The sequence below is a fragment of the Oxalicibacterium flavum genome (assembly GCF_014635065.1).
GTDB lineage: Bacteria > Pseudomonadota > Gammaproteobacteria > Burkholderiales > Burkholderiaceae_D > Oxalicibacterium > Oxalicibacterium flavum.
Genome location: NZ_BMCG01000001.1, coordinates 311,084 through 337,183, shown reverse-complemented (window position 1 = coordinate 337,183; position 26,100 = coordinate 311,084). Strand labels below are relative to the sequence as shown.

Sequence of the window (26,100 nt, the reverse complement as noted above, 5' to 3'; positions counted from 1 at the left end):
CCTCTTGTCGACCAATACCGATCAACTCGTGCACTGGCTGCTCGGCAGCGTGGATCTGGAAACGACGGTTTTTCACGTCGGCCAGTACTGCGGCCGCTGGCGCGCGTCCACGGCGGGCAGGGCGGTCGGCAGCTTTCATCTGGTGCTGCATGGCGGCTGCTTTTTGCATATCGAAGGGCAGGAGCCGGTCGCCTTGCAGCCGCGTGACGGCGTATTCCTGCTGCGCGACATCCCGCATTTCCTGAGTCCCGAGCGCGAACTGGGCGCCGCGCCGCCGCAGGTGACGATGCAGCCGCTGGCGCCCGATGCCGACGGCAGTACCGGCATGGCCTGCGGTTTCTTCCATTTCCGTGGTGGCCTGAGCGGGCTGATCGTCGATTCCTTTCCCGATTACCTGATCCTGCGCGCCGACGACCCGGCACTGAAGGCGGCCAGCACGTTGTTCGATCTGATCCTGGCCGAGCCGGCCGGTGATCCCGAGCAGCCGTCGCCGCTGGTGGCGCGGCTGGCCGAGGTGCTGTTCTTCTATGTGATCCGCCACGTGGCGCGCGAGGATGCCATCGCCTCGGGCCTGCTGGCGATCGCGCGCCGCGCCGAATTCAAGCCGCTGCTGGAAAGTCTGATGGCGGCGCCTGGCGAGCCGTGGTCTACCGACGATATGGCGCGCATGACGCATATGTCGCGCGCCAGTTTCTACAAGCATTTCGTCGGTGCCAGCGGCCAGCCGCCGGCGCAGTTCCTGCTGTCGCTGCGCATGAAGATCGCGGCGCAGCGCCTGCACGCGGGTGAATCGGTCGAGCGCGCGGCCGAACACGTGGGTTACCGCTCGCATGCAGCCTTTTCGCGCGCCTTCAAGAAGGTGATCGGCGAGCAGCCGGGCGCTTATCGGCGCGGCCTGCGCGAACGCGATTCGCCGCGTTCGCTGAACTGAAGACGATCGAGCAAGAAACAGCGACGCAGGGTGGTAGCGCGAATCCCGGACGATGCGATAATGGGCCGTCATCATTCTGAGAGGTAGCTCATGTCCCGTCTGACCCTGCACACCCTGGAGACCGCGCCTGCCGACAGCCGTCCCTTCGTCGAGCGCGCCATCGCCAACAATGGATTCCTGCCCAACCTGATCGGCGTGCTGGCCAATTCGCCGCAAGCGCTCGAAACCTACATGACCGTCTCCGGCATCAATGCCAAGACCAGCCTGACGCTGGCCGAGCGCGAAGTGGTGCAGATCACGGCCGCGCGCATCCATGGCTGCGATTTCTGCGTGGCCGGCCATACCGCCGTCGCCCTCAAGAAGGCCAAGCTGCCGACCGAACAGGTGCGCGCGCTGCAACAGGGGCAGGCCACCGGCGACGCGAAGCTGGATGCGGTCGAACAGTTTGCCGAAGCCGTGATCGCGCGCCGCGGCGCTGTCGATGACGCGGCTTACCAGGCTTTCCTCAAGGCCGGTTACAACGAGCAGCAGGCGCTCGAAGTGGTGCTCGGCATCAGTCTCGCCACGCTGTGCAACTTTGCCAACACGCTGTCCGGCAACGAGATCAACAAGGAATTGCAGCCGTTCGCGCCCGGAGCGATCTGATGAGCGCCGCGCAAGCAGTGCAGGCCTGGTTGCAGGAGCACGCCGAACCGCTCGATACCACCCAGGACTTCGCATCCGAGGTACTGCCGCGCCTGACGCAGGCCGGCGTGTTTGCGGCCGGCGTGCCGCAGGCGCATGGCGGTGCGGGCGGCGACGTGCGCGATGCGATCGAGGCGATCGCCGCTACCGCCGAGCAGTCGCTGACCGCGGCCTTTGTGTTCTGGGGCCACCGCACCTTCATCGAATACCTGCTGCACAGCCCGAACGAGGTGCTGGCCGAGCGCTGGGTGGCGCGTCTGGTCAAGGGTGAGCGCGGCGGCGCGACCGGCCTGTCGAACGCGATGAAGTTCCTGTCGGGGATCGAGTCGCTGCAGATCGAGGCGACGCCGAACGATGCCGGCTTCCGGCTCGACGGCGGCCTTGCCTGGGTCACCAATCTGCGCAAGGAAGGCTTCATCGCCGCGGCTGCCGTCAGTTCGGGCGATGCGCCGCCGGCCATCGTCTCCTTCTGCAACGAGACCGCCGGCGTCGAACGCAGTGCCGACCTCGACCTGCTGGCGCTGCGTTCCAGCAATACGGCGGCGGTCAAACTGAAAGGCGTGCAGATCGCGGCCGACGAGGTGATCCATGCCGATGCCCGCCAATATTTGCCCGGCGTGCGGCCGAGTTTCCTCGGCATGCAATGCGGCATGTCGGTCGGCCTGGCGCGCGCCAGCCTGCGCGCGGCGCAGCAACTGTGCGGAAATACGCGTGGCCAGCTGGCCGACCGCGTGACCGAACTGCAGCGCGCGCTCGAGGATACCGTCAAGCAGATGACCGACGGCATCCTCGATGGCAGCTTCAAGACCAAGGCTGCGCCGCTGTTCCGCATCCGCATCACGCTGGCCGAGATCGTGCAGCAGGCGGTCATGCTCGAACTGCAGGCCAGCGGCGGCCGCGCCTATCTGCAGGACAAGGACCGCAACTTTGCGCGCCGCTGGCGCGAATCGGCTTTCGTTCCCATCGTCACGCCTAGCCTCACGCAACTGCAGATCGAACTGCAGAAGCAGGCTGCCGCGCAGGTCGCATGATGACGCAGGTCTCGTCCCAGGCATCGTCGCATGCGTCCGGCATCGGCGATGTCGCGCTGGAAGGCCGTCACCTGCATTTCGGTTACGGCCAGCGCAAGATATTCGAGGATGTCTCGCTGCAGGTGCGCAAGCGCGAGATCGTCTGCCTGCTTGGCGGCAGCGGCTGCGGCAAATCGACGCTGCTGCGTGTGCTGGCCGGGCTGGCCGAACAGCAGCAGGGCGAGGTGTCCTTTCTCGGCAAGCCGCTGGATGCGCCGCATCCGCGCGCGGCGCTGGTGTTCCAGCAGGCGAGCCTGCTGCCGTGGCTGAACGTGACGGAAAACGCCGGTTTCGGCCTCGACTTTGCGCGGCAGCCTGCCATCGACAAGGCGACGCGCGCGCAGCGCATCGCGGTTGCGCTGGAGGCGGTCGGCCTCAAGGGCCACGAGCATGCGTATCCGGCGCAGTTGTCCGGCGGCATGGCGCAGCGCGTCGCCCTGGCGCGTGCGCTGGCGCGCGAGCCGGAACTGCTGTTCGCCGACGAACCGTTCTCTGCGCTGGACGCCATCACGCGCGCCGGCATGCAAAGCCTGCTGGTGGAGCTCGTGCATCGCTGGCAATCGGCGGTGCTGCTAGTCACGCACGATATCGACGAAGCCATTTTGGTGGCCGACCGTATCCTGCTGATGGGCAGGGAAGCCGGGCAGGACGGCCCGGGACGCATCGTGCGGGAATGGGCGCTGGACATTCCACGCCCGCGCGAGGCGCATTCGTCCGATGTAGTGGAACTTCGCATGCAGATTCTTGCTGCGCTTCGCAATTTGCAGATCACTGCCGACTGACCTAAAGGGGAACAACGATGAGTACGCTTTCGAACAACAGAAAAATCCATATCTGCGCATCCTCCGATTGCGACTGCGGCATGACGCGGCGCGACTTCCTCCAGATGTCCGCCATGGCGACTGCCGGCGCGGCTGCGCCCATGCTGTTCGCGGGCGACGCGCAGGCACAGAACTTCAAGGGTGACGACCAGCCGGTCAAGATCGGCTACCTGCCGATCACCGACGCCACGCCGCTGCTGGTGGCGCACGGCCGCAAGCTGTTCGAGCAGCAGGGACTGAAGACCGAAAAGCCGCGCCTGTTCCGCAGCTGGGCGCAGATCATCGAAGCCTTCGTCTCGGGCCAGGTCAACGTGATCCACCTGTTGTCGCCGGCCACGCTGTGGGTGCGCTACGGCTCCAAGTTCCCGGCCAAGGTGGTCGCGTGGAACCACATCAACGGCTCGGCGCTGACGGTGGCGAACGACGTCAACAGCATCGCCGATCTTGGCGGCCGTACCTTCGCGATCCCGTTCTGGTACTCGATCCACAACATCCTGCTGCAGCAGCTTCTGCGTAAGAACAACCTGACCATCGTCACGCGTGCGCGCGGCGAGGCCATCAAGCCCAACGAGGTCAACCTCGTGGTGCTGGCACCGTCCGAGATGGTGTCGGCGCTGGCGACCAAGTCGATCGCCGGCTACATCGTGGCCGAACCGTTCAATGCGAACGCGGAGATCGCGGGCATCGGCAAGATCCTGCGCTTCTCGGGCGACGTCTGGAAGGATCATGCCTGCTGCGTCACCTTCCTCGCCGAGCGCGACCTCAACGACAAGCCGGAGTGGTCGCAGCGCGTGACCAATGCCATCGTCAACGCGCAGCTGTGGACGCGTTCCAACCAGGTCGAGACCGCCAAGCTGCTGTCGTCGGCCGGCGCCGACAAATACACGCCGCACTCGCTGCAATCGCTGACCAAGGTGCTCGCCGTCAGTGATTTCAACAGCTACGAAAAGCGCGGCGTGATCGCGCATCCGAACTGGAACCAGCGCCGCATCGACTTCCAGCCGTATCCGTTCCCGTCCTATACGGAAGAACTGGTGCGTGCCATTTCGCAGACGCAGGTCGAAGGCGACAACCGCTTCCTGCAGGCGCTCGATCCCAAGTTCGTCGCCGGCGATCTGGTTGACGAGCGCTTCGTGCGCAAGGCGATCACGGCGGCCGGCGGTCCTGCGGCATTCGGCCTGACGCCTACTTTCAAACGTTCGGAAACGATCGCTGCCTGATGAAGAAGCTTTTGCTGGAACGCGTCGGCCTGCCCCTGATCGGGCTGGTCGTCGCGATTGCGTTGTGGAGTTTCGGCGTCTCCCTGCTCGAACGGGAAACGCCGATCGCTGCCATGTTCGCGCCATGGCCGACTGCGCAGGCCTTCGTCGAACTGATCGGTGGCAGCGACATCTGGTGGCACGTCGCATTGAGCATGAAGCGCGTGGTGGTCGGACTCGGCTTTGCGTTCGCGATCGGTGTGCCGCTCGGCATCCTGGTCGCGACTTCGCGCGTGTTCTCGCGCAGCAGCACGCCGCTTTTTCAATTGCTGCGTATGGTGTCGCCGTTGTCGTGGATGCCGCTGGCGGTGATGGTGCTGGGCGTGGGCGATGCACCCGTGTATTTCCTGCTCGCATTCGCGGCGGTGTGGCCGGTCATGCTGAATACGATCGCCGGCGTCATGCATCTCGATCCCAACTGGTTGATGTTGGCGCGCAGCCTGTCGGCCACGCGCAGCGAGATGATCTTCCGCGTGGTACTGCCGGGGATTACTTCGCACATCCTGACCGGCGTGCGGCTCGCGATCGGCATCATCTGGATCGTGCTGGTGCCGGCGGAAATGCTTGGTGTTTCGGAAGGTCTTGGCTATTTCATCCTCGATACGCGCGACAGGCTCGCCTATTCGGAACTGATGGCCGCCATCATCCTGATCGGCATCCTTGGCTACCTGCTCGACTACGCGGCACGCTTTGCGCATGCGCGCTGGTCGCATGTGAAGAAGAGCGAGTTCGGTTGAGAAGATGCGCCGTGCTGCACGAACATGGATAAAACAAAAGCCGGGCTAGCCCGGCTTTTTTATGCGCGCGATGGTTTCGCCATCAATTCAGGTCTTCGTCCGAGGTGCTGCGCGATGCCTTGTCGGTGGGCGACTTGGCAGGTTTTTCACCCGGGATGGTTTCGTGCCGGATCGTATCCTTGTCGGTGTCGGTCGAGGAATCGTCGAGATCGGTTTGTGGGCGCTTGTTGTCGGTATTCATTCGCGTCTCCTGAATAGTTGAAATGGTCATTTCAATCTATCGACTGCCTGCTCGATTTGCCAGTCGGAGAAATGGAGTTTCTGCTGTCGGACAACCGTGCACATGGGATGACGATCATGGAAACGGAAAGGGCAGGAAACCATTCATGTTTCCTGCCCCTGCTGGCTACGAAGACGGCGCGGCACGAAACCGCGCCGTTGGTCAGAAGCGCTTGCGGAAATAGACCGATGCGCCCTGGTCGCGGTTGCCGTCGCCGAACTGGCCGTTGTAGGAGATGCCCAGCGCCGTGTTGATGCCGGCCGCGATTTCCGCGCTCAGGTGGACGATGGCGGCATCCTCGGCAATCGGCGTGCCGGCGATGTCGAAGGTGCTGCCATTGCCCTCGATGAAGGCCATGCGCCTTTGCGCGATCAGGTCGCCGCCTGCATGACGCCAGCCGAGGCCGGCGCCGAGCCAGGCGCGCTGTGCGCCGAAATCGATTGCGGTGCGACCGCGCACGCCGAGCGTGACGCTGTGGACGTCGTCGGTGCTGCTTTCCCCCTGCAGTGCGGCGGGACCGCCGGTTTCGGTGTAGGCATTGCTGCGCAGCCTGTTCCAGGCGATGCCCACGTACGGTTCGACCGTGCTGTCGATGCCGGTCGGCAGTGCGTAGGCGAGTTCACCGAACAGTTGCAGCGCGTTGCTGTGATAGCTCGCTTCCAGCGTCTGGTCGCCGCCGAGCGTCACGCTGCGCTGGCTGTCGAGGTCGTGGCGTGTGTAGCTGCCGCCGACCAGCAGTTTGATGTCGCCGTGTGCGGCGTTCCAGCTGGTGCCGCCGTACAGCGCGGCCGAGTAGCTGCGGACGTTCGAGCCGGAACTAGTGGAATCCACATCGATGCGGCCTTCGGTCACCGCCACCGCCGCGCCCACGCGCCAGCGGTTGGCGAACGCGGTGTCGCCGCCCAGCAGCAGGCCGCCGTGGCGGCTCTTGACGCGTGCAGCATTGCCGTCGCCATCCAGGGTTTGCCAGTTGCCCAGTACCTGCGCCCAGATCGGCGGCGTGCCGGAAGCAGGCAGTGCCGCCGGCGAGACGCTGCCGGATGCCTGCGCCAATGCCACGCCACGTACCGGCTGCGTATCGAGGCTATCGCGCAGGCGGTGCGACAGCGCATTGGCCAGCGCTTCGCCCGCGCCGAACAGCGCGGCCGACGTGCTTGCGTGCAGTTCGCCCGAGAGCTGGTTCATCGCGTTGCCGCTGTCGGCGGAGAGCAGGGCGGCATCGGCCGCGCGGTTGCGACCTGCGACCGACAGCACGCCATCCAGCGTGGCATTCTGGTTGCGCGAGAAGCCGTCGCGCGCTGCATCGACCTTGGCATCGTCAACCGACAGGCTGATCTTGACGTCCTTGTCGCCGTACTTGACCGGGTCCAGCGTGACCAGCGTGCCGGCGAAGCTGTCGTCGAGCGCCTGCGAGGCAAAGGTATTTTCCACTTCGCCGTTGACGGTTTGCAGGATGGTGTAGTCGTGGTTGAGACGGTAGCCGCCGTTGCCATTCTCCTGAGCGACCTGCAGCGCGATGCCGGACAGATCGACGTTGCCGTTCTGGAAGACGATCAGGTCCGACTGTCCGGCCGCGTTGACTTCCGCCTTGTAGCTGCCGGAAAAGCCGGCGCTGCTCGCATAGCTTTGGGTTCCGATCGAGTTGCCGGGGCTCAGGGTGCCGCCGTTGCCGCTCAGCGCACCCTGCACGACCAGATTGCCGCCGAGGATGGCACCGCTGTTGGCGACTGCCGCGCCTTCGATGGTGATCGGCGTCGCCACGCTGCCGCCGCCCAGCGATGCGCCCTGTTCGAGCACGAGGTCGCCGCCGATGGTGGTCGGCGCGGTCTGGCTGAACGACAGCGAGGAAGCCGATGCGCTGACGTCCGCCGCAATCGTGGTCGGCCCTGCGAACACCACGCGTGAGCCGTCGCTGGCCTGCAGCGACTGGCCGATGGTGGTCGTACCTTCGAAACGGTAGTCGCTGCCTTCCGAGCGCACGCTGCCGCCTATGGACGTGGTGCCGCGGAAGGTGGCTTCGGAACCGCTGTAGGTGGCGACATCGCCGCCGATCTGCGCGCCGTTGTTGAAGTCGATGGTGGAGTTGGTGCCGCCGCTGACGTTGCCGGCGATTGGCGCACCGCCATTGTCGATGAAGCTGCCGCCATCCTCGACTGCCGCGTCGTTGATGCCGCGCACGATGCCGCTCCATTGCGCGCCGGCGCCGACGGTGAAGTTGGTCTTGCCGCCTGCGCTGCGCGTTGGATTGCTCTCGCTCAGGCCGTCGAGATCGACCACGTCGCCGCGCGAGACCGAGCCTGCCTGCAGCGTGAGGTTGACGATGCCGTCCATGCTGTCCTCGCTGCGATTGACCTGCAGTAGCGTGCCGTTGTTGACGAGCAGGGTGGAGCCGGCGCCGACGGTGATGTCCTGTTGCTGGCCGGCGCGGTTCAGGTTGGAGACCAGCGAGGCACCGGCTGCTTCCACGCTGGTGCCGTTCAGTGTGACGGTTGCATTGTCTTCCATGACGATGCCGTCGCCCTGCACCGATTTCAGTGTCGAGCCCTCGGCCGACAGCGTGCTGCCGTAGCTCACGTTTGCCGCCACTGCATTGGTACCATGCACGGTGACGCTGGAATTCTTGAGGTTGACGGTGCCGCTCGTGTAAGCGCTGCCGACGGTAGCGCCTGCAAGGATGCCATTGCTGTCGGAGCCGGTGGTCACGACGGTGACGCCGTCCGCATTGATGGTGCCATCGGCATGGCTGCCGTCGCCGCCTACGGCCACTAGGCCATTGGCGGTTTCGTGCGGCGTGTTCGCATTGGGTTCGCCGCCGACCGTGATGCTGCCGCCGTTCAGGTTGAGCACGCCGCCCTGATAGGCCCAGGCGCCATCGCCGACGTTGCCCGAGGTAGAGATGGCGACGTCATTCGCGTCGATCTGCGATCCGGCGCCGCTCGCATACACGCCATAGGCCATGAAGCCCTTGGTGGCGATGCTGCCGCCGTCGAGCGTGACATGGCCGCCGTTGGTCGCATAGGCGCCGTAGGCGCGCTGTCCTTCGGTGACGATCGTGGTGCCGTTGGCGGCAATGCTGGAGCCGGCGCCGTCGGCCGTCAGCGCATAGGCGCGCGAGCCGTCGCCATCCTGCGTGCCGCGTCCCTTGGGATTGCTGGTGGTGATGCTGCCGCCGTCGAGCGTGATGGCGCCACCATTCTCGGCACGCGCGCCATAGCCGTGCAGGCCGTTGGTGGTGACAGATGCGTTGCTGGCATCGATGCGCGAGCCGGCGTCGGTCGCGTACAGGCCGTAGGAGCGCAGGCCGTCGGTCGTCACCGTATCGCCGTCCAGCGTGACCGAGCCGCCATCGTGCGCATGCACGCCGTGTGCCGAATCGCCTGCGGTGTGAATGTCGGAAGCGGTGCTGTCGACGTTGCTGCCGTAGGCGGATTCGATGCCGGCAGCATTGGCGCCGGCCGTGTCGATGATCGCACCGTTGATGAGGGCCGTGCCGCTGGTTGGCTCCGCCGCATCGCCGGCCAGCACGCCAGATGCGTAATCGCCGCTGGTCGTGACGCGCGTGCCGTCGACGCTGACGCTCCCGTTGCCGAGCGCGCCGCCATAGACACGCACGCCGGCGGCACCTAGGCCGGTGGTGGTGATGGAGCCGTCGGTCAACGCGATCTCGGCGCCATTGAACGATTCGACGCCAAAGCTGATGTCGCCGCGGGTGATGATGTCGGTATCGACGGCAGTGACGATTGCCCCCTTGTTGGCTGACTGGATGCCGACTGCATAGCTGTCGGCGTTGGTGGTGATGACGACACGTTCGAGGTCGATACGGGTTTCGGTGACGCTGCTGGATGGTGTTTGGAAGACGTTGACGGCATGACCGAAATGATTGTTGGTGGTGATGGTGACGTCGCTGGCATGAATGGAACCGCCATCGATTGCCTGCATGCCGACCGTGCGCTTGCTGCCTGATGCATTGATGCTGCCGCCGTTGAGTTCGACCTGGCCGCCATTCGAAGCGCCGACGCCGGCCGTGAACGCATGGTTGTAATCCGCGCCGCTGTTGGTTGACTGCGCGCTGATGTCGATGGTGGCGTTGTTCAGCGTTGCGCTGGCGCCGGTGCCCTTGGCATGGATCACGCGGCCGTTCCTGCCGGTTGGATGATCGAGGTTGTTGGACAGTTGCGCATTGTCCAGCGTCAGCTGGCCGCCGGCGTTGATCAACACCACTTCGGTGGCGCTGCCGCTGATGCGTGTGCCGTCGCCGGTTGCGATGCCGCCGTTGTTGACGATGACGGTACTGTTGCTCATGTTGGATGTGCCGAGATCGTACTCATTATCGATGACCAGATCGACCGCGGTGGCATGCGGAGCGTAACCGTATGCCGTCAACAATGCTGCCGTTATGGCTGTTCTGCGCAGCATGTTTCCGCGCCTGACTGTCTTGCTCATTCCTGCTCTCCCTTGGTTATTGTTGACTGATGATTTCGAACCGGTGATGGATGCGTCCATCGGTTGTGTCGCTCGCGTGACGTGGCGTCGTGAATGCCTTCAGCATGGATTCGGCTTGGTATCGAGGTGGGGCATGTCCTGTGGCGCGCCGCCCATCCAGCACGGTGGAGAGGCCTGGAAGCAGGGCACAAGGCCCAGCCAGAATGCATCCTCGACGCGTGCCGGAGCGGGATTCAGCCAGGCCGGGCGCATGGATGGCTCTGCGATCAGAAAGCCTTGCACGCCGTGCACGCCGGCACGGATGGCGAGTGCCAGTTCATCCAGGGTCTCTATGCCTTCGGCAATCACTGCCGGACAGTAATCGGCACACAGGCGCGTCAGTTTGCGCAGCAGCTCAGGAGTCTGTTGCGGCATGCTCGCGTGCAGCAGGACGGAGCGATCGATCTTGACGACATCGGGTTGTACGCGTCGCATGAATTCCAGACTGCCATGTGTCGCATCGATGTCGTCGATTGCGATGCGGCAGCCGAGACGCCGCAGTCTTGCCAGCAGTGCGGACGCCTGCTCGATGTCGGCAACTGCATCCGGTTCGGTGATCTCCAGCGTCAGTCGGCTGCTCAAGTCGGGATCGATGGCAAGTCTGGTATGCAGCAGTCTCCACCACGCATCGTCCTGCAAGGAGAGCGCCGAGACGTTGCAGCCAAGATGCATGTGCGGATGCAGTTCCAGCAGTTCGACCGTACTCCACACGACGCTGCGATCAAGACGCGCGATGAGTCCCAGACGTTTCAGCGCTCCGATCGCATCGACACAGGAATAGGGCGATCGCATCGACGGTGTCCTGCGCAGCAGGGCTTCATGATAGAGATGGTGATCGGTATTGGTGAACAGCGTGACAGGCTGGAAGTAGAGCAGCAGCACGCCATGCCGCAGATCCTGCAGGAAGTCGTGCGCGAGAACCATGTCGCTGCGATAGGCGATGCGATGGCCGGTGTGCGCAAGTGCCGGCACCTTGCCTGGTGATAGTGCGTTGTCGGCGCTGTGCCCGGGCCATGCAGGCAAGGATGCCGGCTTGTCTTCCCGGACGAAGGTGGCGTTTGCATTCAGATAGGCGCGTTGCGTTCCTTGCGTGACGGCTTCGCGGCAAAGAACGGACACGATGGATTCGGTGATCTGATCGCATGCGCCGCGCGGCAGGCCGGTCAGGTCGGGCAGATCGGCAAGCGACACGCGTGCATGGTCGCCGTCGAGGACGATCGCGTGGGCCGGAAAACCGCATTCCTGCAGGCGCTGATGGACTGCATGAGCGACCGCTTGGTCGAACTCGATGCCATAGGCGTCACGCAGCGCCTGTGCATTGAGCAGGCGTATGCACAGATGTTCGTCCGTCGGCGATGCAAAGGGCGGGCAGGCGGCATCCGCGTCATGGCGCAGTGCGGTCATGACGCAACGCGACGCAAGGGCGTCCATCCGGTCAGGGAGGCGCGATCAACAAAAAGCTCCCCTTACGTCACACTGTAAAAAATGGTTTCATGCCCCGCCACTGGAGGCGCCGATGATGCATCATGTTCGGATATTTGAAAGAACAGAAGGGGAGCCTTCAGTCAATAAAATTTTTGAAAAAATTTGCAAACGCCATATGGCTATCGCAAAATGCAGCGTGCCGTGGAGGCTGCCATCGAACAGGTTGTGCGCGGATGCAGATTCCATCCCGCCTAGAGATAGCAACGACGCCTGTTCCGGACGTTCGTGCGCCCGCTGAACACTCCCACGCTCATGCACAAGCGGATGTCCTGCCTGTTGCGTGCGAGTGCATTCCCAGAAATCGCAAGTGAACTTTTCGTGCGAAACCCGGCCTGATGGTCGCCGCGCGCCCCCGTTTGCCGCGTAGCGGCGTGTGCGAGGCGGCATGTGATGGTGTGTACATGGTTTCGTTCATCCACCATGTGACCGGTTCGGTTGGTTGCGGATTTCCGCATGGCGCCATCGAACCCACCGCAAATCGTCAAATTTGAAGTAGCGAAGTATCGATGAACACAGAAATTAAGTATGGATACGCTCGTGTTTCGACCGAGGATCAGAATCTTGATCTTCAAATCGCTGCGCTGAAGAAAGCCAACTGCGATCGTATCTATACCGACAAAGGATTTTCCGGCACGCTGGATTCGCGCCCCGGACTGAATGCGTTGTTGCGCAAACTCAAACCGGGCAACACGCTGGTGGTCTGGCGGCTCGATCGGCTGGGCCGTTCGCTGCGTTACCTGGTCGATACCATCGATCACCTCGGGAAGAAGGATGTGCACTTCGTTTCGTTGACGGAGAACATCGATACCACCAGTTCGGGTGGCGTCCTCCTGTTCCACATGATGGCGGCCATGGCGCAATTCGAAAGCGCATTGATCAGCGAACGCACCAAGGCTGGCATGGCGGCCGCCCGCGCGAATGGAAAGCATGTGGGACGCAAGCGCTCACTGACGCCCGAGCAGTGCGATGAGGCACGCAAGGCAATATCCAACAACGTATCGCTGAAGGATGTGGCTACCATCTATGCGGTACATCCACGTACCTTGCGTCGCCTGATGGCGGAGACGATGGGGCTCAATACGGTGGCGACGGATGGCGCATCGGCACACTCCGATGTCTGCCTGAAATGAGGGAAATGCTCGGATCGCATGAGAATGCGGTTCCAGGAATGGGAAACGCATTCGGCAATGAGGAAGTGGCCTTCGCAATGCCACCTGGATTCCGCAAGCGGAAAAATGCGCATGCGGGTTTGCATGCGCCCAAAGAAAAACCCGGCATTGCGCCGGGTTTCTGCCGCCAGTCTGACGGGATGTTTGGTGGAGACGGCGGGAATCGAACCCGCGTCCAGAAGCACTCTACAGACAGTTCTACATACTTAGCGCTGCCATTTGATTTGACCCGTACGACGCGGACGCGCACGCTGCGTACAGGCGAGTCACCTATTGTTTAACGTCTTGCCAAGTAACCCGACATGACGCGATTCCCTGTGTATGACTCTACTGCCGTTGCCGGCCCGCCCCAGGGAAGAGACGGTGTAGAGCTAGAAAGTTCTTAGGTTCCTAGAGGTTTACGCTGCGAGAGCGTAAGATTCATCGTTTGCATTTAAGCATTTCCGGCTGTATTTACGAGGTCACCAGTCCTCGGTATGCCCTGCGCTGCTTTGCAACCCCTGTCGAAACCAGGTCGTCCCCAAAGCACTGCCATTGTACCGCAATAGATATGGTGTCTGTCTGCGGTTTCAAGAGCCCTTGCGCGTGAGCTGCAGAACGAAGAGCGATGCTGCGGCACGAATCATCGGCCGTGGATCAGTTCCTGCAGTTGCGCGGGCGAGTCGATGGCGATATCGGCGCCCCAATATACGGGAAGCGTTTCGCCGCAATACCCCCAGCCTGCCGCCACGGTGAGCATGCCGGCTGCCTTGCCGGCCTGGATATCGCGCAGATCGTCGCCGACGTACCAGCAGTCTGCGGGTGCGACGCCGATGCGGGTCGAGGCTTCCAGCAGCGGAGCGGGATGCGGTTTCGGGTGTGCGGTGGTGTCGCCGCACACTACGCATGCGGCATGTCCGAGTCCGATCTTCGGGACCAGTTGCTCCGTCAGACGCGTGACCTTGTTGGTCACGATTCCCCAGACAATATCTTCCTGCTCGAGGGACTGCAGCAATGCAGGAACGCCTTCGAACAGCGTGCTATGCACAGCGATATTGGTCTCATAGTTGTGCAGGAAACCGTCGCGCAAAAGCGGATAGGCTTCGTCCTGCGGATTGATGCCGAACGCAGCGCCGATCAGACCGCGAGCGCCAGCCGAGGCAACCGGGCGCAATTGCGCGTAGTCGGTAGGTGCGAGTCCTCGCGCCGTGCGCAGCCGATTGACGGCATCCGCTAGATCGGGGGCGGTATCGGCCAGCGTGCCGTCGAGGTCGAAGAGGATGGCCTTGGGTTTGCGAGGATTCATGCGGTGAAGAGCAAAGGAAAAGCGCAGCGTGCCGCAGCGGCAGGCATGCGCTTTTTGTCAGACGGATTTCCTGCAGGCGACCAGGTAGTTGACGCTGGTATCGCTGTTGAGGGAATAGATCTTCGTCAGAGGATTGAAGCCCATGCCCTTGAGCGCTTCCACATCGAGTCCGGCCAGACGCGCGAACTGCGAAAGCTCGGCCGGCGTGATGAACTTGGCGTAATCGTGCGTGCCTTTCGGCAGCAGACGCAGAATGTATTCGGCACCGAGCACCGCATGCAGGTACGACTTCGGATTGCGGTTGATGGTCGAAAAGAAGACATGGCCGCCCGGTTTGACCAGTTGCGCACACGCGTGGACGATGGCGGACGGATCGGGAACATGTTCGAGCATTTCCATGCACGTCACGATGTCGAACTGACCGGCCTCGCGCGCGGCGAGCGCCTCGGCCGCAATCAGTTCGTAGCGTACCTGCACGCCCGATTCCAGGCTGTGCAGATCGGCGACCTTCAGCGCCTTTTCCGACAGATCGATGCCGGTGACCTTGGCGCCTTTTTTTGCCATGGATTCGGCCAGAATGCCGCCGCCGCAGCCGACATCGACCACAGTCTTGCCGGCCAGCGGGGCGCGGCTGTTGATCCATTCGAGACGGAGCGGATTGATCTCGTGCAGCGGGCGGAATTCCGAGGTCGGGTCCCACCATTGGTGCGCGATATCGCTAAATTTTTTCAGTTCCAACGGGTCTGCGTTCATGTTCTGCATGATAACTGGAAAAGGTTCGGACGGCCATGTGCGGTGGTGCGCAGAGCCGTGCATATTCCCTCGGCTCAGAGACGAAAAAAAACCCCGCCGAAGCGGGGTTGGTATTCGTCAGGAACGAATTACTTGCGGGTACCGACCACTTCGATTTCCACGCGACGGTTTTGTGCGCGGCCAGCAGCGGTCTTGTTGGTAGCAACCGGTTGTTTCTCGCCTTTACCTTCGGTGTAGACGCGTTTTTCGTCAACGCCTTTGCCAACCAGGTACGATTTGACGGCTTCAGCACGACGGATCGACAGTTTCTGGTTGTAGGTATCGGAGCCGATCGAGTCGGTGTGGCCGACAGCGATGATGACTTCCAGGTTCAGGTCGCCCAGTTTCGACGACAGGTCGTCGAGCTTGGCTTTGCCTTCAGGCTTCAGCGTGGCTTTGTCGAAATCGAAGAAAGCGTCAGCAGCGAAGGTGACTTTTTCTGCGGTCGGGACAGGAGCCGGAGCAGGTGCCGGAGCGGCTGGAGCAGGTGCTGCAGCAACCAGGGCGCCATCGCAGCCAGGAACGGCGTCGGCAGGCGTCCAGTAACCGGTACGCCAGCACAGGCCGGTCGAGTTACGAACGATGTTGCCGCTTGCGTCCTGAGCATAGGCGCTGTGTGGCGTTGCTGCCTTGATGTCCGTCTGAGCGTGCGCAGACATTGCAACAACCGCGGACGCCGCGAAGACGAGTTTTGCTAATTTATTCATATTTCTTTCTCCTCTCGAGTGAGATATCCGCAGATAAACTGCGCCAAATTACGTGAATGACATCGGATGTGGATAGTATCACGTGCTTCTTACAACCACATGAAACAAAATTGTTCGCATGCAATAGTGTTCTGCGCCTCATTTTGCCACAGCCAATATACCTTCGCGAACGTTGCCAAATGAGCTAATTAACGTTTGTACAGAAACCGTTGTATATACACAACGCCATGGCATGGAAATGTTTCTACTGGCAAAACATTGACCTTTGGACATGAAAAACGTTCTGTTTTGGTGGAAATTTTTTAATTCCTCACCTGCCAAGACCGCGTACCACGATTTCCACGCGCCGATCTGGTGCAAGACAGGCAATCTGCCGCACCTTGCTGGATTGGGCTGGGCAATCGGTCTGCGACTCGCTGCTGCCGACGCCTGTTGTATTGATAGGAATGTTTTCATGTCCTTTTTGCAACAGGGCGGCCACGTTGACGGCACGCTTTTCGGACAGGATCTGGTTGGCCCGCGCATTGCCGAGGCGATCGGTGTGGCCCGTTACGACCACGCTTTCAACTGACTTGCATGCTGCCAGCCGCGGCATGACATCGGTGGTGATCCGTTGTCTGGCCTTGTCGTTTGGCGTGGCCTGGCCAAAGGCGAAGGTCTCGTCACTCGACAGGGTGACGGAAAAATCGCAACGCGCCACGGGGGTGGCATTCTCTTCAAGATTGTTGACGACATCCGGCGCGATGGGATTGGGGACGGGCGACTTGAGGGCGCCATCGCAGCCGGGCAGGGCGTCGCCCGGCGTCCATGCGCCCGAGCGCCAGCACAGGCCGAAATCGCTGCGCGGGATGCTGCCCTGTCCATCCTGGGCATAGCCGTTGCCGGACATCTGGGAAGGGGCGCCACCCTGTGCAATGGCGCAAGCGGAAAGAGCGCCCAGCACGAATGCGAAGGCCGGTTTCTTGATCATGGGGTGTTCTCTATGGATATGCCGGCGCCGGAATGGCGCCGATGCTGCCGTGTGAAAGGCAGCATTTAACCATATTTTGCTGAGCCGGCCGCATGCGGACAAACCGCAGCAGGGTGTTGAAAGCGGGGAAGAGAGTCGTCCGACGTGGTAAAATTCTCAGCTTTGCCGGATCGCCCTCTGTAATTCCGACGATTCTTTATCCCGCCAAAGACCAGACGAACCGCCAATGGATCAATTCGCAAAAGAAACCATCCCGATTTCGCTCGAAGAAGAAATGCGCAAGAGTTACCTCGACTACGCGATGAGCGTAATCGTGGGCCGCGCATTGCCGGACGTGCGTGACGGGCTGAAGCCGGTGCATCGTCGCGTGCTGTTTGCGATGCACGAGATGAACAACGTATGGAATCGTCCCTACGTCAAATGCGCGCGCGTCGTCGGCGAGGTCATGGGTAAATACCACCCGCACGGCGACCAGTCGATCTATGACACGCTGGTGCGCATGGCGCAGGACTTCTCGCTTCGCTACACGCTGGTTGACGGCCAGGGCAACTTCGGTTCGGTCGACGGCGACAACGCCGCGGCCATGCGTTACACCGAATGCCGACTCGACAAGCTTGCCAACGAGATCCTTGCCGATATCGACAAGGAAACGGTCGATTTCGTTCCCAACTACGACGGCAAGGAAAAGGAACCGTCGGTATTGCCGACCAGGGTTCCGAACCTGCTGATCAACGGTGCCTCCGGCATCGCGGTCGGTATGGCGACCAACATTCCGCCGCACAACATCACCGAGATCATCGATGGCGCGCTGCACGTGCTGCGCAACGAGCAATGCTCGGTTGACGAACTGATCGAGATCATCCCGGCGCCGGACTTCCCGACCGGCGGCATCATCTATGGCGTGTCGGGCGTGCGCGACGGCTATCGCACCGGTCGCGGCCGCGTGGTCATGCGTGCCAAGACGCACTTCGAGGAGTTCGGCAAGGAAGGCCGTGCGGCCATCATCGTCGATGAGCTGCCGTATCAGGTTAACAAGAAGTCGCTGCTCGAACGCATCGCCGAACTGGTGCGCGACAAGAAGCTCGACGGCATCTCCGATATCCGCGACGAGTCCGACAAGTCCGGCATGCGCGTGGTGATCGAGCTCAAGCGCAACGAAGTGCCGGAAGTCGTGCTCAACAACCTGTACAAGCAGACCCAGCTGCAGGACACCTTCGGCATGAACATGGTGGCGCTGGTTGACGGCCAGCCCAAGCTGCTGAACCTCAAGCAGATGCTCGAGTGCTTCCTTTCGCATCGCCGCGAAGTGGTGACGCGCCGCACCGTGTTCGAACTGCGCAAGGCGCGCGAACGCGGTCACGTGCTCGAAGGCCTGGCCGTGGCGCTCGCCAACATCGATGACTTCATCGCCATCATCAAGGCGGCGCCGACGCCGCCGGTGGCGAAGATGGAACTGATGTCGCGTGCCTGGGATTCGTCGGTGGTGCGCGAAATGCTGGCACGCACCGGTGAGGGCAGCGTCGGCGGCGTCGAGGCGTTCCGTCCGGAAAACCTGCCCAAGCAGTTCGGTCTGCAGTCCGACGGACTCTACAAGCTGTCGGACGACCAGGCGCAGGAAATCCTGCAGATGCGTCTGCAGCGCCTGACCGGTCTCGAGCAGGACAAGATCGTCAACGAATACAAGGACGTCATGGCGCAGATCGCCGATCTGCTCGACATCCTTGCCAAGCCCGAGCGCGTGACCGTCATCATCCACGACGAACTGACGCTGGCGAAGAACGAGTACGGCATCGGCAACAAGGACGAGCGCCGTTCGACCATCGAACACAACGCCACCGACCTGGCGACCGAAGACCTGATCACGCCGCAGGACATGGTGGTCACGCTGTCGCACAGCGGCTACATGAAGTCGCAGCCGATCACCGAATACCGCGCGCAGAAGCGCGGCGGACGCGGCAAGCAGGCGATGGCGACCAAGGAAGACGACTGGATCGACCAGCTCTTCATCGCCAACACGCATGATTACATCCTGTGCTTCTCCAACCGCGGCCGCCTGTACTGGCTCAAGGTGTGGGAAGTGCCGCAGGGTTCACGCAACTCGCGCGGCAAGCCGATCGTCAACATGTTCCCGCTGCAGGATGGCGAGAAGATCACGGTGGTGCTGCCGCTGTCGGGCGAGAACCGTACCTTCCCCGAAGATCGCTACGTCTTCATGGCGACCAGCCTGGGCACGGTCAAGAAGACCTCGCTGTCCGACTTCAGCAATCCGCGCAAGGCCGGCATCATCGCGGTCGATCTCGACGAGGGCGACTTCCTGATCGGTGCCGCGCTGACCGACGGCAAGCACGACGTCATGCTGTTCTCCGACGCCGGCAAGGCGGTGCGCTTCGACGAGAACGACGTGCGTCCGATGGGCCGCACCGCGCGCGGCGTGCGTGGCATGAACCTCGAAGACGGCCAGCTCGTGATGGCGCTGCTGGTGGCCGAGAACGAACAGCAGTCGGTGCTGACGGCGACCGAGAACGGCTTCGGCAAGCGTACGCCGATCACCGAATATACGCGCCACGGCCGCGGCACCAAGGGCATGATCGCGATCCAGACCAGCGAGCGCAACGGCAAGGTGGTGGCGGCGACGCTGGTTGACGCGACCGACGAGATCATGCTGATCACCACCGGCGGCGTGCTGATCCGCACGCGCGTGGCGGAGATCCGCGAGATGGGCCGCGCGACCCAGGGCGTGACGCTGATCGCCGTCGAGGACGGCACCAAGCTCAGCGGCCTGCAACGCATACTTGAATCAGATGTGGAAGAAGATCAATCCGGTACGGAGGAAGAAGAATAATGAAGCGCGTGGTGTATAACTTTTCGCCAGGTCCGGCTGCCCTGTCAAAAGAAGTCATCCAGCAGGCAGCAGATGAAATGACGGACTGGCGGGGAAGCGGGCTCTCCGTGATGGAAATGAGCCATCGCGGCAAGGAGTTCACCGAGATTCTGGCCAATGCCAAGAACGACTTGCGCGCACTGATGTCGGTCCCCGACAACTACAAGATTCTCTTCATGCAGGGCGGCGCGATCGCCGAGAACGCGATCATTCCGATGAACCTGGTCGGCCGCAAGCCGCAGCAACCCGCCACCATCGATTTCATCAATACCGGCCACTGGTCGGTGCAGACGATCGAGGAGGCGCACAAGTACGCCAAGGTCAATATCGCGGCATCTTCCGAAGACCGCGGTTTCACCTACGTGCCCGCGCGCGACACCTGGAAGCTCACGCCGGATGCGGCCTACGTCCACATCTGCACCAACGAGACCATCGGCGGCGTCGAATTCGATTACACGCCGGACGTCGGCGACGTGCCGCTGGTGGCGGACATGTCGTCCAACATCCTGTCGCGCGAGATCGACGTTTCCAAGCATGCGGTCATCTATGCTGGCGCGCAGAAGAACATCGGTCCTTCCGGCGTCACCATCGTGATCGTGCGCGAGGACATGTTGGGCCACGCGCTGCCGTCGTGCCCGTCGGCCTTCGACTGGAAGCTGGTCGCCGACCATGACTCCATGTACAACACGCCGCCGACCTATCCGATCTACATCGCCGGCCTGACCTTCCAGTGGCTGCGCCGCCAGGGCGGTGTGGCGGCGATGGAAAAGATCAACATCCAGAAGGCCGCGCTGGTCTATGATTATCTGGATTCGACCGACTTCTACAGCAACCCGGTACCGGCAGCCAACCGCTCGCGCATGAACGTGCCGTTCCGCCTGCGCGACGAGTCGCTGAACGCGACCTTCCTTGCCGAAGCGGAGAAGAACGATCTGGTGCAGCTGAAGGGCCACAGCTCGGTCGGCGGCATGCGTGCCTCGATCTACAACGCGATGCCGATCGAAGGCGTGCAGAAGTTGGTCGCCTTCATGAAGGACTTCGAGAAAAGATACGGCTGATAGGCCAGCCGCCCGACGTTTCCCTCAACGATTCAACGCTTTCGCACAGCCATGACGATGGACGACAAGCTCAAGCCGCTGCGCCAGCAGATCGATGCGATCGATACGCAGATTCTCGACCTGCTCAACCAGCGCGCACGCGTGGCGCAGCAGGTCGGGCACGTCAAGGCCGAGACCGATGCGCCGGTGTTCCGCCCCGAACGCGAGGCGCAGGTATTGCGCAGCGTGGCCGAGCGCAATCCGGGGCCGATGCTGTCGCCCGACGTGCAGACCGTGTTCCGCGAGATTATGTCGGCCTGCCGCGCGCTCGAAAAGCGCGTGACGGTCGCCTACCTGGGGCCGGTGGGTACTTTCAGCGAGCAGGCCGTCTATCAACAGTTCGGCCGCGCCGTCGAGGGCATGCCGTGCGCCTCCATCGACGAAGTGTTCCGTGCCACCGAGGCCGGCACTGCCGATTTCGGCGTGGTGCCGATCGAGAACTCCTCCGAAGGCGTCATCAACCGCACGCTGGACCTGCTGCTGCAGACCACGCTCGTCATCAGCGGCGAAGTGTCGCTGGCTGTCAATCACAGCCTGATGACGCGTAGCGGCAGCATGGACGGCATCACCGCCATCTGCGCCCATTCGCAGGCGCTGGCGCAGTGCCAGCTGTGGCTGAACCAGAATCATCCGAACATCGAGCGCCGCGCGGTGGCTTCCAACGGCGAGGCCGCGCGCCTGGCCAGCGAGGATGCCTCGATCGCCGCCATCGCCAGCGAGATCGCCGGCCGCAACTACAACCTCCAGATCGTCAAGGCGCACGTGCAGGACGACCCGCACAACCGTACGCGCTTCGCCGTGATCGGTCGCCTGCAGACGGCAGCCAGCGGCCGGGATCAGACTTCGCTGGTGCTGTCGGTACCCAACAAGGCGGGTGCCGTGCACAACCTGCTGGCGCCGCTGGCGCGCCATGGCGTGTCGATGACGCGCTTCGAATCGAGACCGGCGCGCATGGGCAAGTGGGAATACTATTTTTATGTCGATGTCGAGGGGCATCAGAGCGATGCCAAGGTGGCGGATGCGCTGGCGGAGCTGAAGGACAATGCCGCGTTCTTCAAGGTGCTGGGCTCCTATCCGGCCAGCCTGTAGGCGCGTAAGGTCCTGGCTTCTTTCTCGACGAACCATCCATTTCAATGGCGCACTCCGGTGCGCCTTCTTGCGGAAATATCCTATGTCCCATTCGTTCGGTCCCGATTACATTCGCGCGATCGCGCCATATCAGGGCGGCAAGCCGATCAGCGAAGTCGCGCGCGAGTTCGGCCTTGACGAGAGCAAGATCGTCAAGCTCGCTTCCAATGAGAATCCGCTCGGCATGCCCGAGTCGGCACGCAAGGCGATGGCCGCGGTGGCCGATGCCGGCCGCTATCCCGATGGCAACGGTTTCGAACTGAAGGCTGCACTGACCGCCAAGTACGGCGTGCCGGCCGAGTGGATCACGCTCGGCAATGGCAGCAACGATATCCTTGAACTGGCGGCGCGTGCCTTTGTGCAGCCCGGACAATCCGTGGTGTATGCCGAATACTCGTTCGCGGTCTATCCGCTGGCAACGCAGGCCGTCGGTGCGCGCTCGCTGGTGGTGAAGGCGAAGAATTACGGCCACGACCTCGAGGCCATGCTCGATGCGATCGAGGACGACACGCGCCTGGTGTTCATCGCCAATCCCAATAATCCGACCGGCACCTTCATTCCGGGGCCCGAGGTCGAGGCGTTTCTGAAGCGCGTGCCGCCGCATGTGGTGGTGGTGCTCGACGAAGCCTATACCGAGTTTCTGAGCGAAGAGCAGCGCTACGATTCGATCGCCTGGGTCGCGCAGTATCCGAACCTGCTGGTGACGCGTTCCATGTCCAAGGTCTATGGCCTGGCGGGTTTGCGCATCGGTTACGGCATTGCGCAGGCAGGCATCACCGATCTGCTCAACCGCATCCGCCAGCCCTTCAATGTGAACATCTTTGCGCAGGCGGCAGCCATTGCCGCGCTGGCGGACGACGACTTCGTCAAACGCAGCGCGCAGATCAATGCCGATGGCTATTGCCAGCTGACGATGGCATTCGACGAGATGGGCTTGCCGTATGTGCTTTCCTCGGGCAACTTCGTGCTGGTCAAGGTCGGCGATGATGACGGTGCGGGTGCCCGCGTGAATCTGGCTCTGTTGAAGCAGGGCATCATCGTGCGGCCCGTGGGCAACTATGGGTTGCCGCAATGGCTGCGCATTTCGATCGGTCTCGAAGAAGAAAATGACCTGTGCATTGCGGCGCTGAAAAAGGCGCTCGCAGAGACGCGCGCCTGATTCCGCCATGACGCGTGCCGCTGCTTTCCATCTTCATCTTTTCCAAGCGATTACGGACCTGCCGTGTTGAATAAGATCGTCATTTTCGGTGTTGGCCTGATCGGCGGTTCGTTCGCCGCTGCCTTGCGCGAGGCCGGCGCGGTACGCGACGTGGTCGGCGTCGGGCGCGGTGCCGCCTCCCTGCTGCGTGCGAGAGAACTCGGGTTGATCGATACGGTGGCCGAATCCGTCGAGGATGCGCTGCGCGATGCCGATCTGGTATTGCTGGCGGCACCGGTCGCGCAGACCGAAGCCATTCTTGCCGCCATCGAACCGTGGCTGCAGCCGCAAACGGTGGTGACCGATGCCGGCAGCATCAAGGGCGAAGTGATTGCGGTGGCGCAGCGCATGCTTGGCGACAAGATTGCGCAGTTCGTTCCCGGTCATCCGATCGCCGGACGCGAGACGACCGGACCGGATGCGGCGAGCGCCGATCTGTACGTGGGGAAAAAGGTCGTGCTGACGCCGTTGCCGCAGAATCGCGCCGAGCATGTGGCGCGGGTCGAGCGCGCGTGGCAGCAGTGCGGCGCGGTGGTGCATGCCATGAGCGCGCAGGAGCACGATGCGGTGTTTGCCGCGGTCAGCCATCTGCCGCATCTGCTGGCATTCGCGCTGGTTGACGAATGTGCCGGGCGCGACAACGCCGATCAACTGTTTCGCTATGCGGCCAGCGGTTTCCGCGATTTCACGCGGATTGCCGGTTCGTCGCCCGAGATGTGGCGCGATATCGCGCTGTCGAACCAGTCGGCAATCCTCGACGAACTGGATGCCTATATGCGCCAGATCGCGGCAATGCGCGATGCGCTGGCCGCAAGGGATGGCGCCACGCTCGAGGCGATGTTCGCTAACGCACAGCGCGCACGCCATGCCTGGCTGCAGAATATCGAGAAAGCGGAAACTCCGCCTGAACAGGATCGCGACGCATGAAACGTTACCCGCATCATCTGGATCTGCAGCCGGCCATGCACGCCAAGGGCACGGTGCGCCTGCCGGGCTCCAAGAGCATTTCCAATCGCACGCTGCTGCTGGCCGCACTGGCCGAAGGCACGACCCACATCAAGGACCTGCTGGCATCCGACGATACGCACGTGATGCTGATGGCGCTGCAGAAGCTCGGCATCCGGTGGGAACAGATCGGCGAGTCGCAGGACTACATCGTGCACGGCATCGACGGCGTTATCCCGGTGCACCATGCCGATCTGTTCATGGGCAACGCCGGCACCGCGATCCGTCCGCTGACGGCGGCGCTGGCGGTACTCGGCGGCGACTACACGCTGCATGGCGTGTCGCGCATGCACGAGCGGCCGATCGGCGATCTGGTTGACGCACTCAACGCGATCGGCGCGCGCATCGAATACACGGGTGAGCCGGGCTTTCCACCTTTGCATATCCAGCGCGGACTGCTGCGCGCCGAACGTCTGAAGGTGCGCGGCAATGTGTCGAGCCAGTTCCTGACCTCGCTGCTGATGGCTGCGCCCTTGATGGCGCGCGAGGAAGACGTGGTGATCGAAGTGATCGGCGAACTGATTTCCAAGCCGTACATCGAGATCACGCTGAATCTGATGCAGCGCTTCGGTGTGACGGTCGAGCGCGACGGCTGGCAATCCTTTACGGTGCGCACCGGTCAGCGCTACCGCAGTCCCGGCACCATCCACGTCGAGGGCGATGCGTCGTCTGCGTCGTATTTCCTGGCGGCAGGTGCGATTGCCGGTGGGCCGGTGCGGGTGGAAGGCGTCGGCCGCGACAGCATCCAGGGCGACGTGCGCTTCGTTGACTCGCTGCGGCAGATGGGCGCAACCGTCACGCTCGGCGACAACTGGATAGAGGCGCAGTCCAACGGCGTGCTGCAGGCGATCGATGCCGACTTCAACCACATCCCGGACGCGGCGATGACGATCGCGGTCGCCGCGCTCTATGCCGACGGCCCGAGCACGCTGCGCAACATCGGCAGCTGGCGCGTCAAGGAGACCGACCGCATCGCGGCGATGGCGAAGGAGCTGCGCAAGCTCGGCGCCATCGTGGAAGAAGGGGAGGACTACCTGCGCGTGACGCCGCCGGCGGAAATCGGCACGGCCGCCATCGACACCTATGACGACCACCGCATGGCGATGTGCTTTTCGCTGGCGACGCTGGATGGCGCGGCGCGGCGCGGCAATCTCATCCGCATCAACGATCCGCAGTGCGTGGCCAAGACCTTCCCCGACTATTTCGACGCCTTCGCCAAGGTGACCGAAGACAGCCTGTTCTGAACGCAGTGCCGGCGGCAAGACGGCCGGCACGCGTATATTCATCGCTTTACTTCATCGTTTTCCTGATTGCTTCGCCATGACTTCTGCAGATTCGATTCCGGTCATCACGATCGACGGGCCTACCGCTTCCGGCAAGGGCACGGTCGCGCAACGCGTGGCCGAGGCCCTGCATTTCCATTACCTGGATTCGGGCGCGCTGTACCGTCTGACGGCGCTGTCCGCGCTGCGCGCCAGGGTAGCGCTGGATGACGAGCCGGCGCTGGCGCAGACCGCGGCCGGCATGCGCCCGAGTTTCCGTGATGGCAACGTCCTGCTGGATGATGTCGACGTATCGACGGATATCCGCGCCGAGGAAGTTGGCAATGCGGCATCGAAAATCGCCGCCTTGCCGGCCGTGCGGCGCGCGCTGGTTGACCTGCAGTTGCGTTTCCGCCAGGCACCGGGCCTGATCGCCGACGGCCGCGACATGGGCACCGTGATCTTCCCCGACGCCTGTCTCAAGGTGTTTTTGACGGCAAGTGCCGAGGCGAGGGCGGAAAGACGCTATAAGCAATTGATAGACAAGGGATTTTCTGCTAATATCAACGACCTTCTCAAGGATTTGAACGAACGTGACGCGCGCGATGCGAATCGGGCAGTCGCCCCGTTGAGGCCGGCCGAAGGCGCGTATTTGCTGGATACCTCCAATCTGACCGTGAATCAGGCGGTGGAACAGGTGCTTGGCTGGTATGCCGCTGTAAGGAAGTCCGCTTGATCTATTGAAGTATCCGGTGTCCGTGAAAGCGCAAAGCTTCGCGGATGTTGAAAAACCTAACCCTAGATTCGACCGATCGCACTTGTGGCTTGAGTCGATCGAAAAACGCGAGTCCAGGTCA

General features: G+C 62.5%; 21 protein-coding genes and 1 other RNA gene. 14 read left to right on the top strand and 8 right to left on the bottom strand.

Annotated features, from left to right (window positions below):
* Positions 1-4: 4 nt before the first annotated feature.
* The 6 genes from IEV38_RS01555 to IEV38_RS01530 all read left to right on the top strand — a co-directional run bounded on the left by IEV38_RS01555 (position 5) and on the right by IEV38_RS01530 (position 5,502).
* Complete coding sequence (locus IEV38_RS01555; RefSeq protein ID WP_188394407.1) at positions 5-931, top strand: AraC family transcriptional regulator; 927 nt, start codon at positions 5-7, stop codon at positions 929-931.
* A gap of 90 nt (positions 932-1,021) precedes the next feature.
* Positions 1,022-1,576 carry a carboxymuconolactone decarboxylase family protein gene (locus IEV38_RS01550; protein WP_188394406.1) on the top strand — a complete coding sequence of 185 codons (555 nt, stop codon included), beginning with the start codon at positions 1,022-1,024 and terminating at the stop codon, positions 1,574-1,576.
* Positions 1,576-2,646, top strand: coding sequence for an acyl-CoA dehydrogenase family protein (locus IEV38_RS01545; RefSeq protein WP_188394405.1), 1,071 nt, complete (start codon positions 1,576-1,578; stop codon positions 2,644-2,646). Before IEV38_RS01550 ends, IEV38_RS01545 begins: the two co-directional genes overlap by 1 nt.
* On the top strand, positions 2,643-3,467 hold the full coding sequence (locus IEV38_RS01540) for an ABC transporter ATP-binding protein (RefSeq protein ID WP_229728496.1): 825 nt from the start codon (positions 2,643-2,645) through the stop codon (positions 3,465-3,467). The genes IEV38_RS01545 and IEV38_RS01540 overlap by 4 nt, the downstream gene beginning before the upstream one ends.
* 17 nt (positions 3,468-3,484) lie before the next feature.
* The gene (locus IEV38_RS01535; RefSeq protein WP_188394404.1) at positions 3,485-4,726 is read left to right on the top strand and encodes an ABC transporter substrate-binding protein; all 1,242 of its coding nucleotides are present in this window, start codon (positions 3,485-3,487) and stop codon (positions 4,724-4,726) included.
* Positions 4,726-5,502 carry an ABC transporter permease gene (locus IEV38_RS01530; protein WP_188394403.1) on the top strand — a complete coding sequence of 259 codons (777 nt, stop codon included), beginning with the start codon at positions 4,726-4,728 and terminating at the stop codon, positions 5,500-5,502. The genes IEV38_RS01535 and IEV38_RS01530 overlap by 1 nt, the downstream gene beginning before the upstream one ends.
* Positions 5,503-5,584: 82 nt before the next feature.
* Here the strand turns inward: IEV38_RS01530 and IEV38_RS01525 are convergent, their stop codons facing one another.
* The 3 genes from IEV38_RS01525 to IEV38_RS01515 form a co-directional block, all read right to left on the bottom strand.
* Entirely contained in the window at positions 5,585-5,743 is a 159-nt protein-coding gene (locus IEV38_RS01525) for a hypothetical protein (protein ID WP_188394402.1), read from the bottom strand.
* Positions 5,744-5,944: 201 nt separating this feature from the next.
* Positions 5,945-10,198, bottom strand: a complete 4,254-nt coding sequence (locus IEV38_RS01520; protein WP_188394401.1) for an autotransporter outer membrane beta-barrel domain-containing protein — start codon at positions 10,196-10,198, stop codon at positions 5,945-5,947.
* Positions 10,199-10,324: 126 nt separating this feature from the next.
* A complete protein-coding gene (locus tag IEV38_RS01515; RefSeq protein WP_188394400.1) occupies positions 10,325-11,668 on the bottom strand; it encodes an EAL domain-containing protein in 1,344 nt (447 codons plus the stop codon).
* Positions 11,669-12,255: 587 nt separating this feature from the next.
* On the opposite strand from IEV38_RS01515, the gene IEV38_RS01510 reads away from it, so the two are divergent.
* Positions 12,256-12,879 (top strand): recombinase family protein, encoded by a 624-nt coding sequence (locus tag IEV38_RS01510; RefSeq protein WP_308633509.1) that lies wholly within the window; start codon positions 12,256-12,258, stop codon positions 12,877-12,879.
* Positions 12,880-13,063: 184 nt separating this feature from the next.
* Here IEV38_RS01510 and ssrA read toward each other — a convergent pair.
* The 5 genes from ssrA to IEV38_RS01485 form a co-directional block, all read right to left on the bottom strand.
* Positions 13,064-13,440: a transfer-messenger RNA gene (gene ssrA / locus IEV38_RS01505) on the bottom strand.
* A gap of 100 nt (positions 13,441-13,540) precedes the next feature.
* On the bottom strand, positions 13,541-14,203 hold the full coding sequence (locus IEV38_RS01500) for an HAD family hydrolase (protein ID WP_188394399.1): 663 nt from the start codon (positions 14,201-14,203) through the stop codon (positions 13,541-13,543).
* Positions 14,204-14,260: 57 nt separating this feature from the next.
* Entirely contained in the window at positions 14,261-14,956 is a 696-nt protein-coding gene (gene ubiG / locus IEV38_RS01495; protein ID WP_188394398.1) for a bifunctional 2-polyprenyl-6-hydroxyphenol methylase/3-demethylubiquinol 3-O-methyltransferase UbiG, read from the bottom strand.
* 128 nt (positions 14,957-15,084) lie between these two features.
* Entirely contained in the window at positions 15,085-15,702 is a 618-nt protein-coding gene (gene ompA / locus IEV38_RS01490; RefSeq protein WP_188394397.1) for an outer membrane protein OmpA, read from the bottom strand.
* A 310-nt stretch (positions 15,703-16,012) separates the two neighbouring features.
* Positions 16,013-16,672, bottom strand: coding sequence for an OmpA family protein (locus IEV38_RS01485; RefSeq protein ID WP_188394396.1), 660 nt, complete (start codon positions 16,670-16,672; stop codon positions 16,013-16,015).
* A 226-nt stretch (positions 16,673-16,898) separates the two neighbouring features.
* Here IEV38_RS01485 and gyrA point away from each other — a divergent pair, with 226 nt between their 5' ends.
* From gyrA to cmk, 7 genes are all read left to right on the top strand, one after another.
* Positions 16,899-19,514 carry a DNA gyrase subunit A gene (gene gyrA / locus IEV38_RS01480; protein ID WP_188394395.1) on the top strand — a complete coding sequence of 872 codons (2,616 nt, stop codon included), beginning with the start codon at positions 16,899-16,901 and terminating at the stop codon, positions 19,512-19,514.
* Positions 19,514-20,611: a 3-phosphoserine/phosphohydroxythreonine transaminase gene (gene serC, locus IEV38_RS01475; protein ID WP_188394394.1), complete on the top strand. Its 1,098-nt coding sequence runs from the start codon at positions 19,514-19,516 to the stop codon at positions 20,609-20,611. The genes gyrA and serC overlap by 1 nt, the downstream gene beginning before the upstream one ends.
* Positions 20,612-20,662: 51 nt before the next feature.
* A complete protein-coding gene (gene pheA, locus IEV38_RS01470) occupies positions 20,663-21,739 on the top strand; it encodes a prephenate dehydratase (protein ID WP_188394393.1) in 1,077 nt (358 codons plus the stop codon).
* A gap of 82 nt (positions 21,740-21,821) precedes the next feature.
* The gene (hisC, locus tag IEV38_RS01465) at positions 21,822-22,937 is read left to right on the top strand and encodes a histidinol-phosphate transaminase (protein ID WP_188394392.1); all 1,116 of its coding nucleotides are present in this window, start codon (positions 21,822-21,824) and stop codon (positions 22,935-22,937) included.
* A gap of 66 nt (positions 22,938-23,003) precedes the next feature.
* Positions 23,004-23,903 carry a prephenate dehydrogenase gene (locus tag IEV38_RS01460; protein WP_188394391.1) on the top strand — a complete coding sequence of 300 codons (900 nt, stop codon included), beginning with the start codon at positions 23,004-23,006 and terminating at the stop codon, positions 23,901-23,903.
* Positions 23,900-25,225 (top strand): 3-phosphoshikimate 1-carboxyvinyltransferase, encoded by a 1,326-nt coding sequence (aroA, locus tag IEV38_RS01455; RefSeq protein WP_188394390.1) that lies wholly within the window; start codon positions 23,900-23,902, stop codon positions 25,223-25,225. Before IEV38_RS01460 ends, aroA begins: the two co-directional genes overlap by 4 nt.
* A gap of 76 nt (positions 25,226-25,301) precedes the next feature.
* Positions 25,302-25,979: a (d)CMP kinase gene (cmk, locus tag IEV38_RS01450; RefSeq protein ID WP_188394389.1), complete on the top strand. Its 678-nt coding sequence runs from the start codon at positions 25,302-25,304 to the stop codon at positions 25,977-25,979.
* Positions 25,980-26,100 lie beyond the last annotated feature (121 nt).

Excerpts from the sequence above, each read along its gene's own strand:
- IEV38_RS01550 (WP_188394406.1), top strand. The coding sequence starts at position 1,022 with ATGTCCCGTCTGACCCTGCACACCCTGGAGACCGCGCCTGCCGACAGC.
- IEV38_RS01545 (WP_188394405.1), top strand. The coding sequence starts at position 1,576 with ATGAGCGCCGCGCAAGCAGTGCAGGCCTGGTTGCAGGAGCACGCCGAA.
- IEV38_RS01540 (WP_229728496.1), top strand. The coding sequence starts at position 2,643 with ATGATGACGCAGGTCTCGTCCCAGGCATCGTCGCATGCGTCCGGCATC.
- IEV38_RS01535 (WP_188394404.1), top strand. The coding sequence starts at position 3,485 with ATGAGTACGCTTTCGAACAACAGAAAAATCCATATCTGCGCATCCTCC.
- IEV38_RS01530 (WP_188394403.1), top strand. The coding sequence starts at position 4,726 with ATGAAGAAGCTTTTGCTGGAACGCGTCGGCCTGCCCCTGATCGGGCTG.
- IEV38_RS01525 (WP_188394402.1), bottom strand. The coding sequence starts at position 5,743 with ATGAATACCGACAACAAGCGCCCACAAACCGATCTCGACGATTCCTCG.
- IEV38_RS01520 (WP_188394401.1), bottom strand. The coding sequence starts at position 10,198 with ATGCTGCGCAGAACAGCCATAACGGCAGCATTGTTGACGGCATACGGT.
- IEV38_RS01515 (WP_188394400.1), bottom strand. The coding sequence starts at position 11,668 with ATGACCGCACTGCGCCATGACGCGGATGCCGCCTGCCCGCCCTTTGCA.
- IEV38_RS01510 (WP_308633509.1), top strand. The coding sequence starts at position 12,256 with ATGAACACAGAAATTAAGTATGGATACGCTCGTGTTTCGACCGAGGAT.
- IEV38_RS01500 (WP_188394399.1), bottom strand. The coding sequence starts at position 14,203 with ATGAATCCTCGCAAACCCAAGGCCATCCTCTTCGACCTCGACGGCACG.
- ubiG (WP_188394398.1), bottom strand. The coding sequence starts at position 14,956 with ATGAACGCAGACCCGTTGGAACTGAAAAAATTTAGCGATATCGCGCAC.
- ompA (WP_188394397.1), bottom strand. The coding sequence starts at position 15,702 with ATGAATAAATTAGCAAAACTCGTCTTCGCGGCGTCCGCGGTTGTTGCA.
- IEV38_RS01485 (WP_188394396.1), bottom strand. The coding sequence starts at position 16,672 with ATGATCAAGAAACCGGCCTTCGCATTCGTGCTGGGCGCTCTTTCCGCT.
- gyrA (WP_188394395.1), top strand. The coding sequence starts at position 16,899 with ATGGATCAATTCGCAAAAGAAACCATCCCGATTTCGCTCGAAGAAGAA.
- serC (WP_188394394.1), top strand. The coding sequence starts at position 19,514 with ATGAAGCGCGTGGTGTATAACTTTTCGCCAGGTCCGGCTGCCCTGTCA.
- pheA (WP_188394393.1), top strand. The coding sequence starts at position 20,663 with ATGACGATGGACGACAAGCTCAAGCCGCTGCGCCAGCAGATCGATGCG.
- hisC (WP_188394392.1), top strand. The coding sequence starts at position 21,822 with ATGTCCCATTCGTTCGGTCCCGATTACATTCGCGCGATCGCGCCATAT.
- aroA (WP_188394390.1), top strand. The coding sequence starts at position 23,900 with ATGAAACGTTACCCGCATCATCTGGATCTGCAGCCGGCCATGCACGCC.
- cmk (WP_188394389.1), top strand. The coding sequence starts at position 25,302 with ATGACTTCTGCAGATTCGATTCCGGTCATCACGATCGACGGGCCTACC.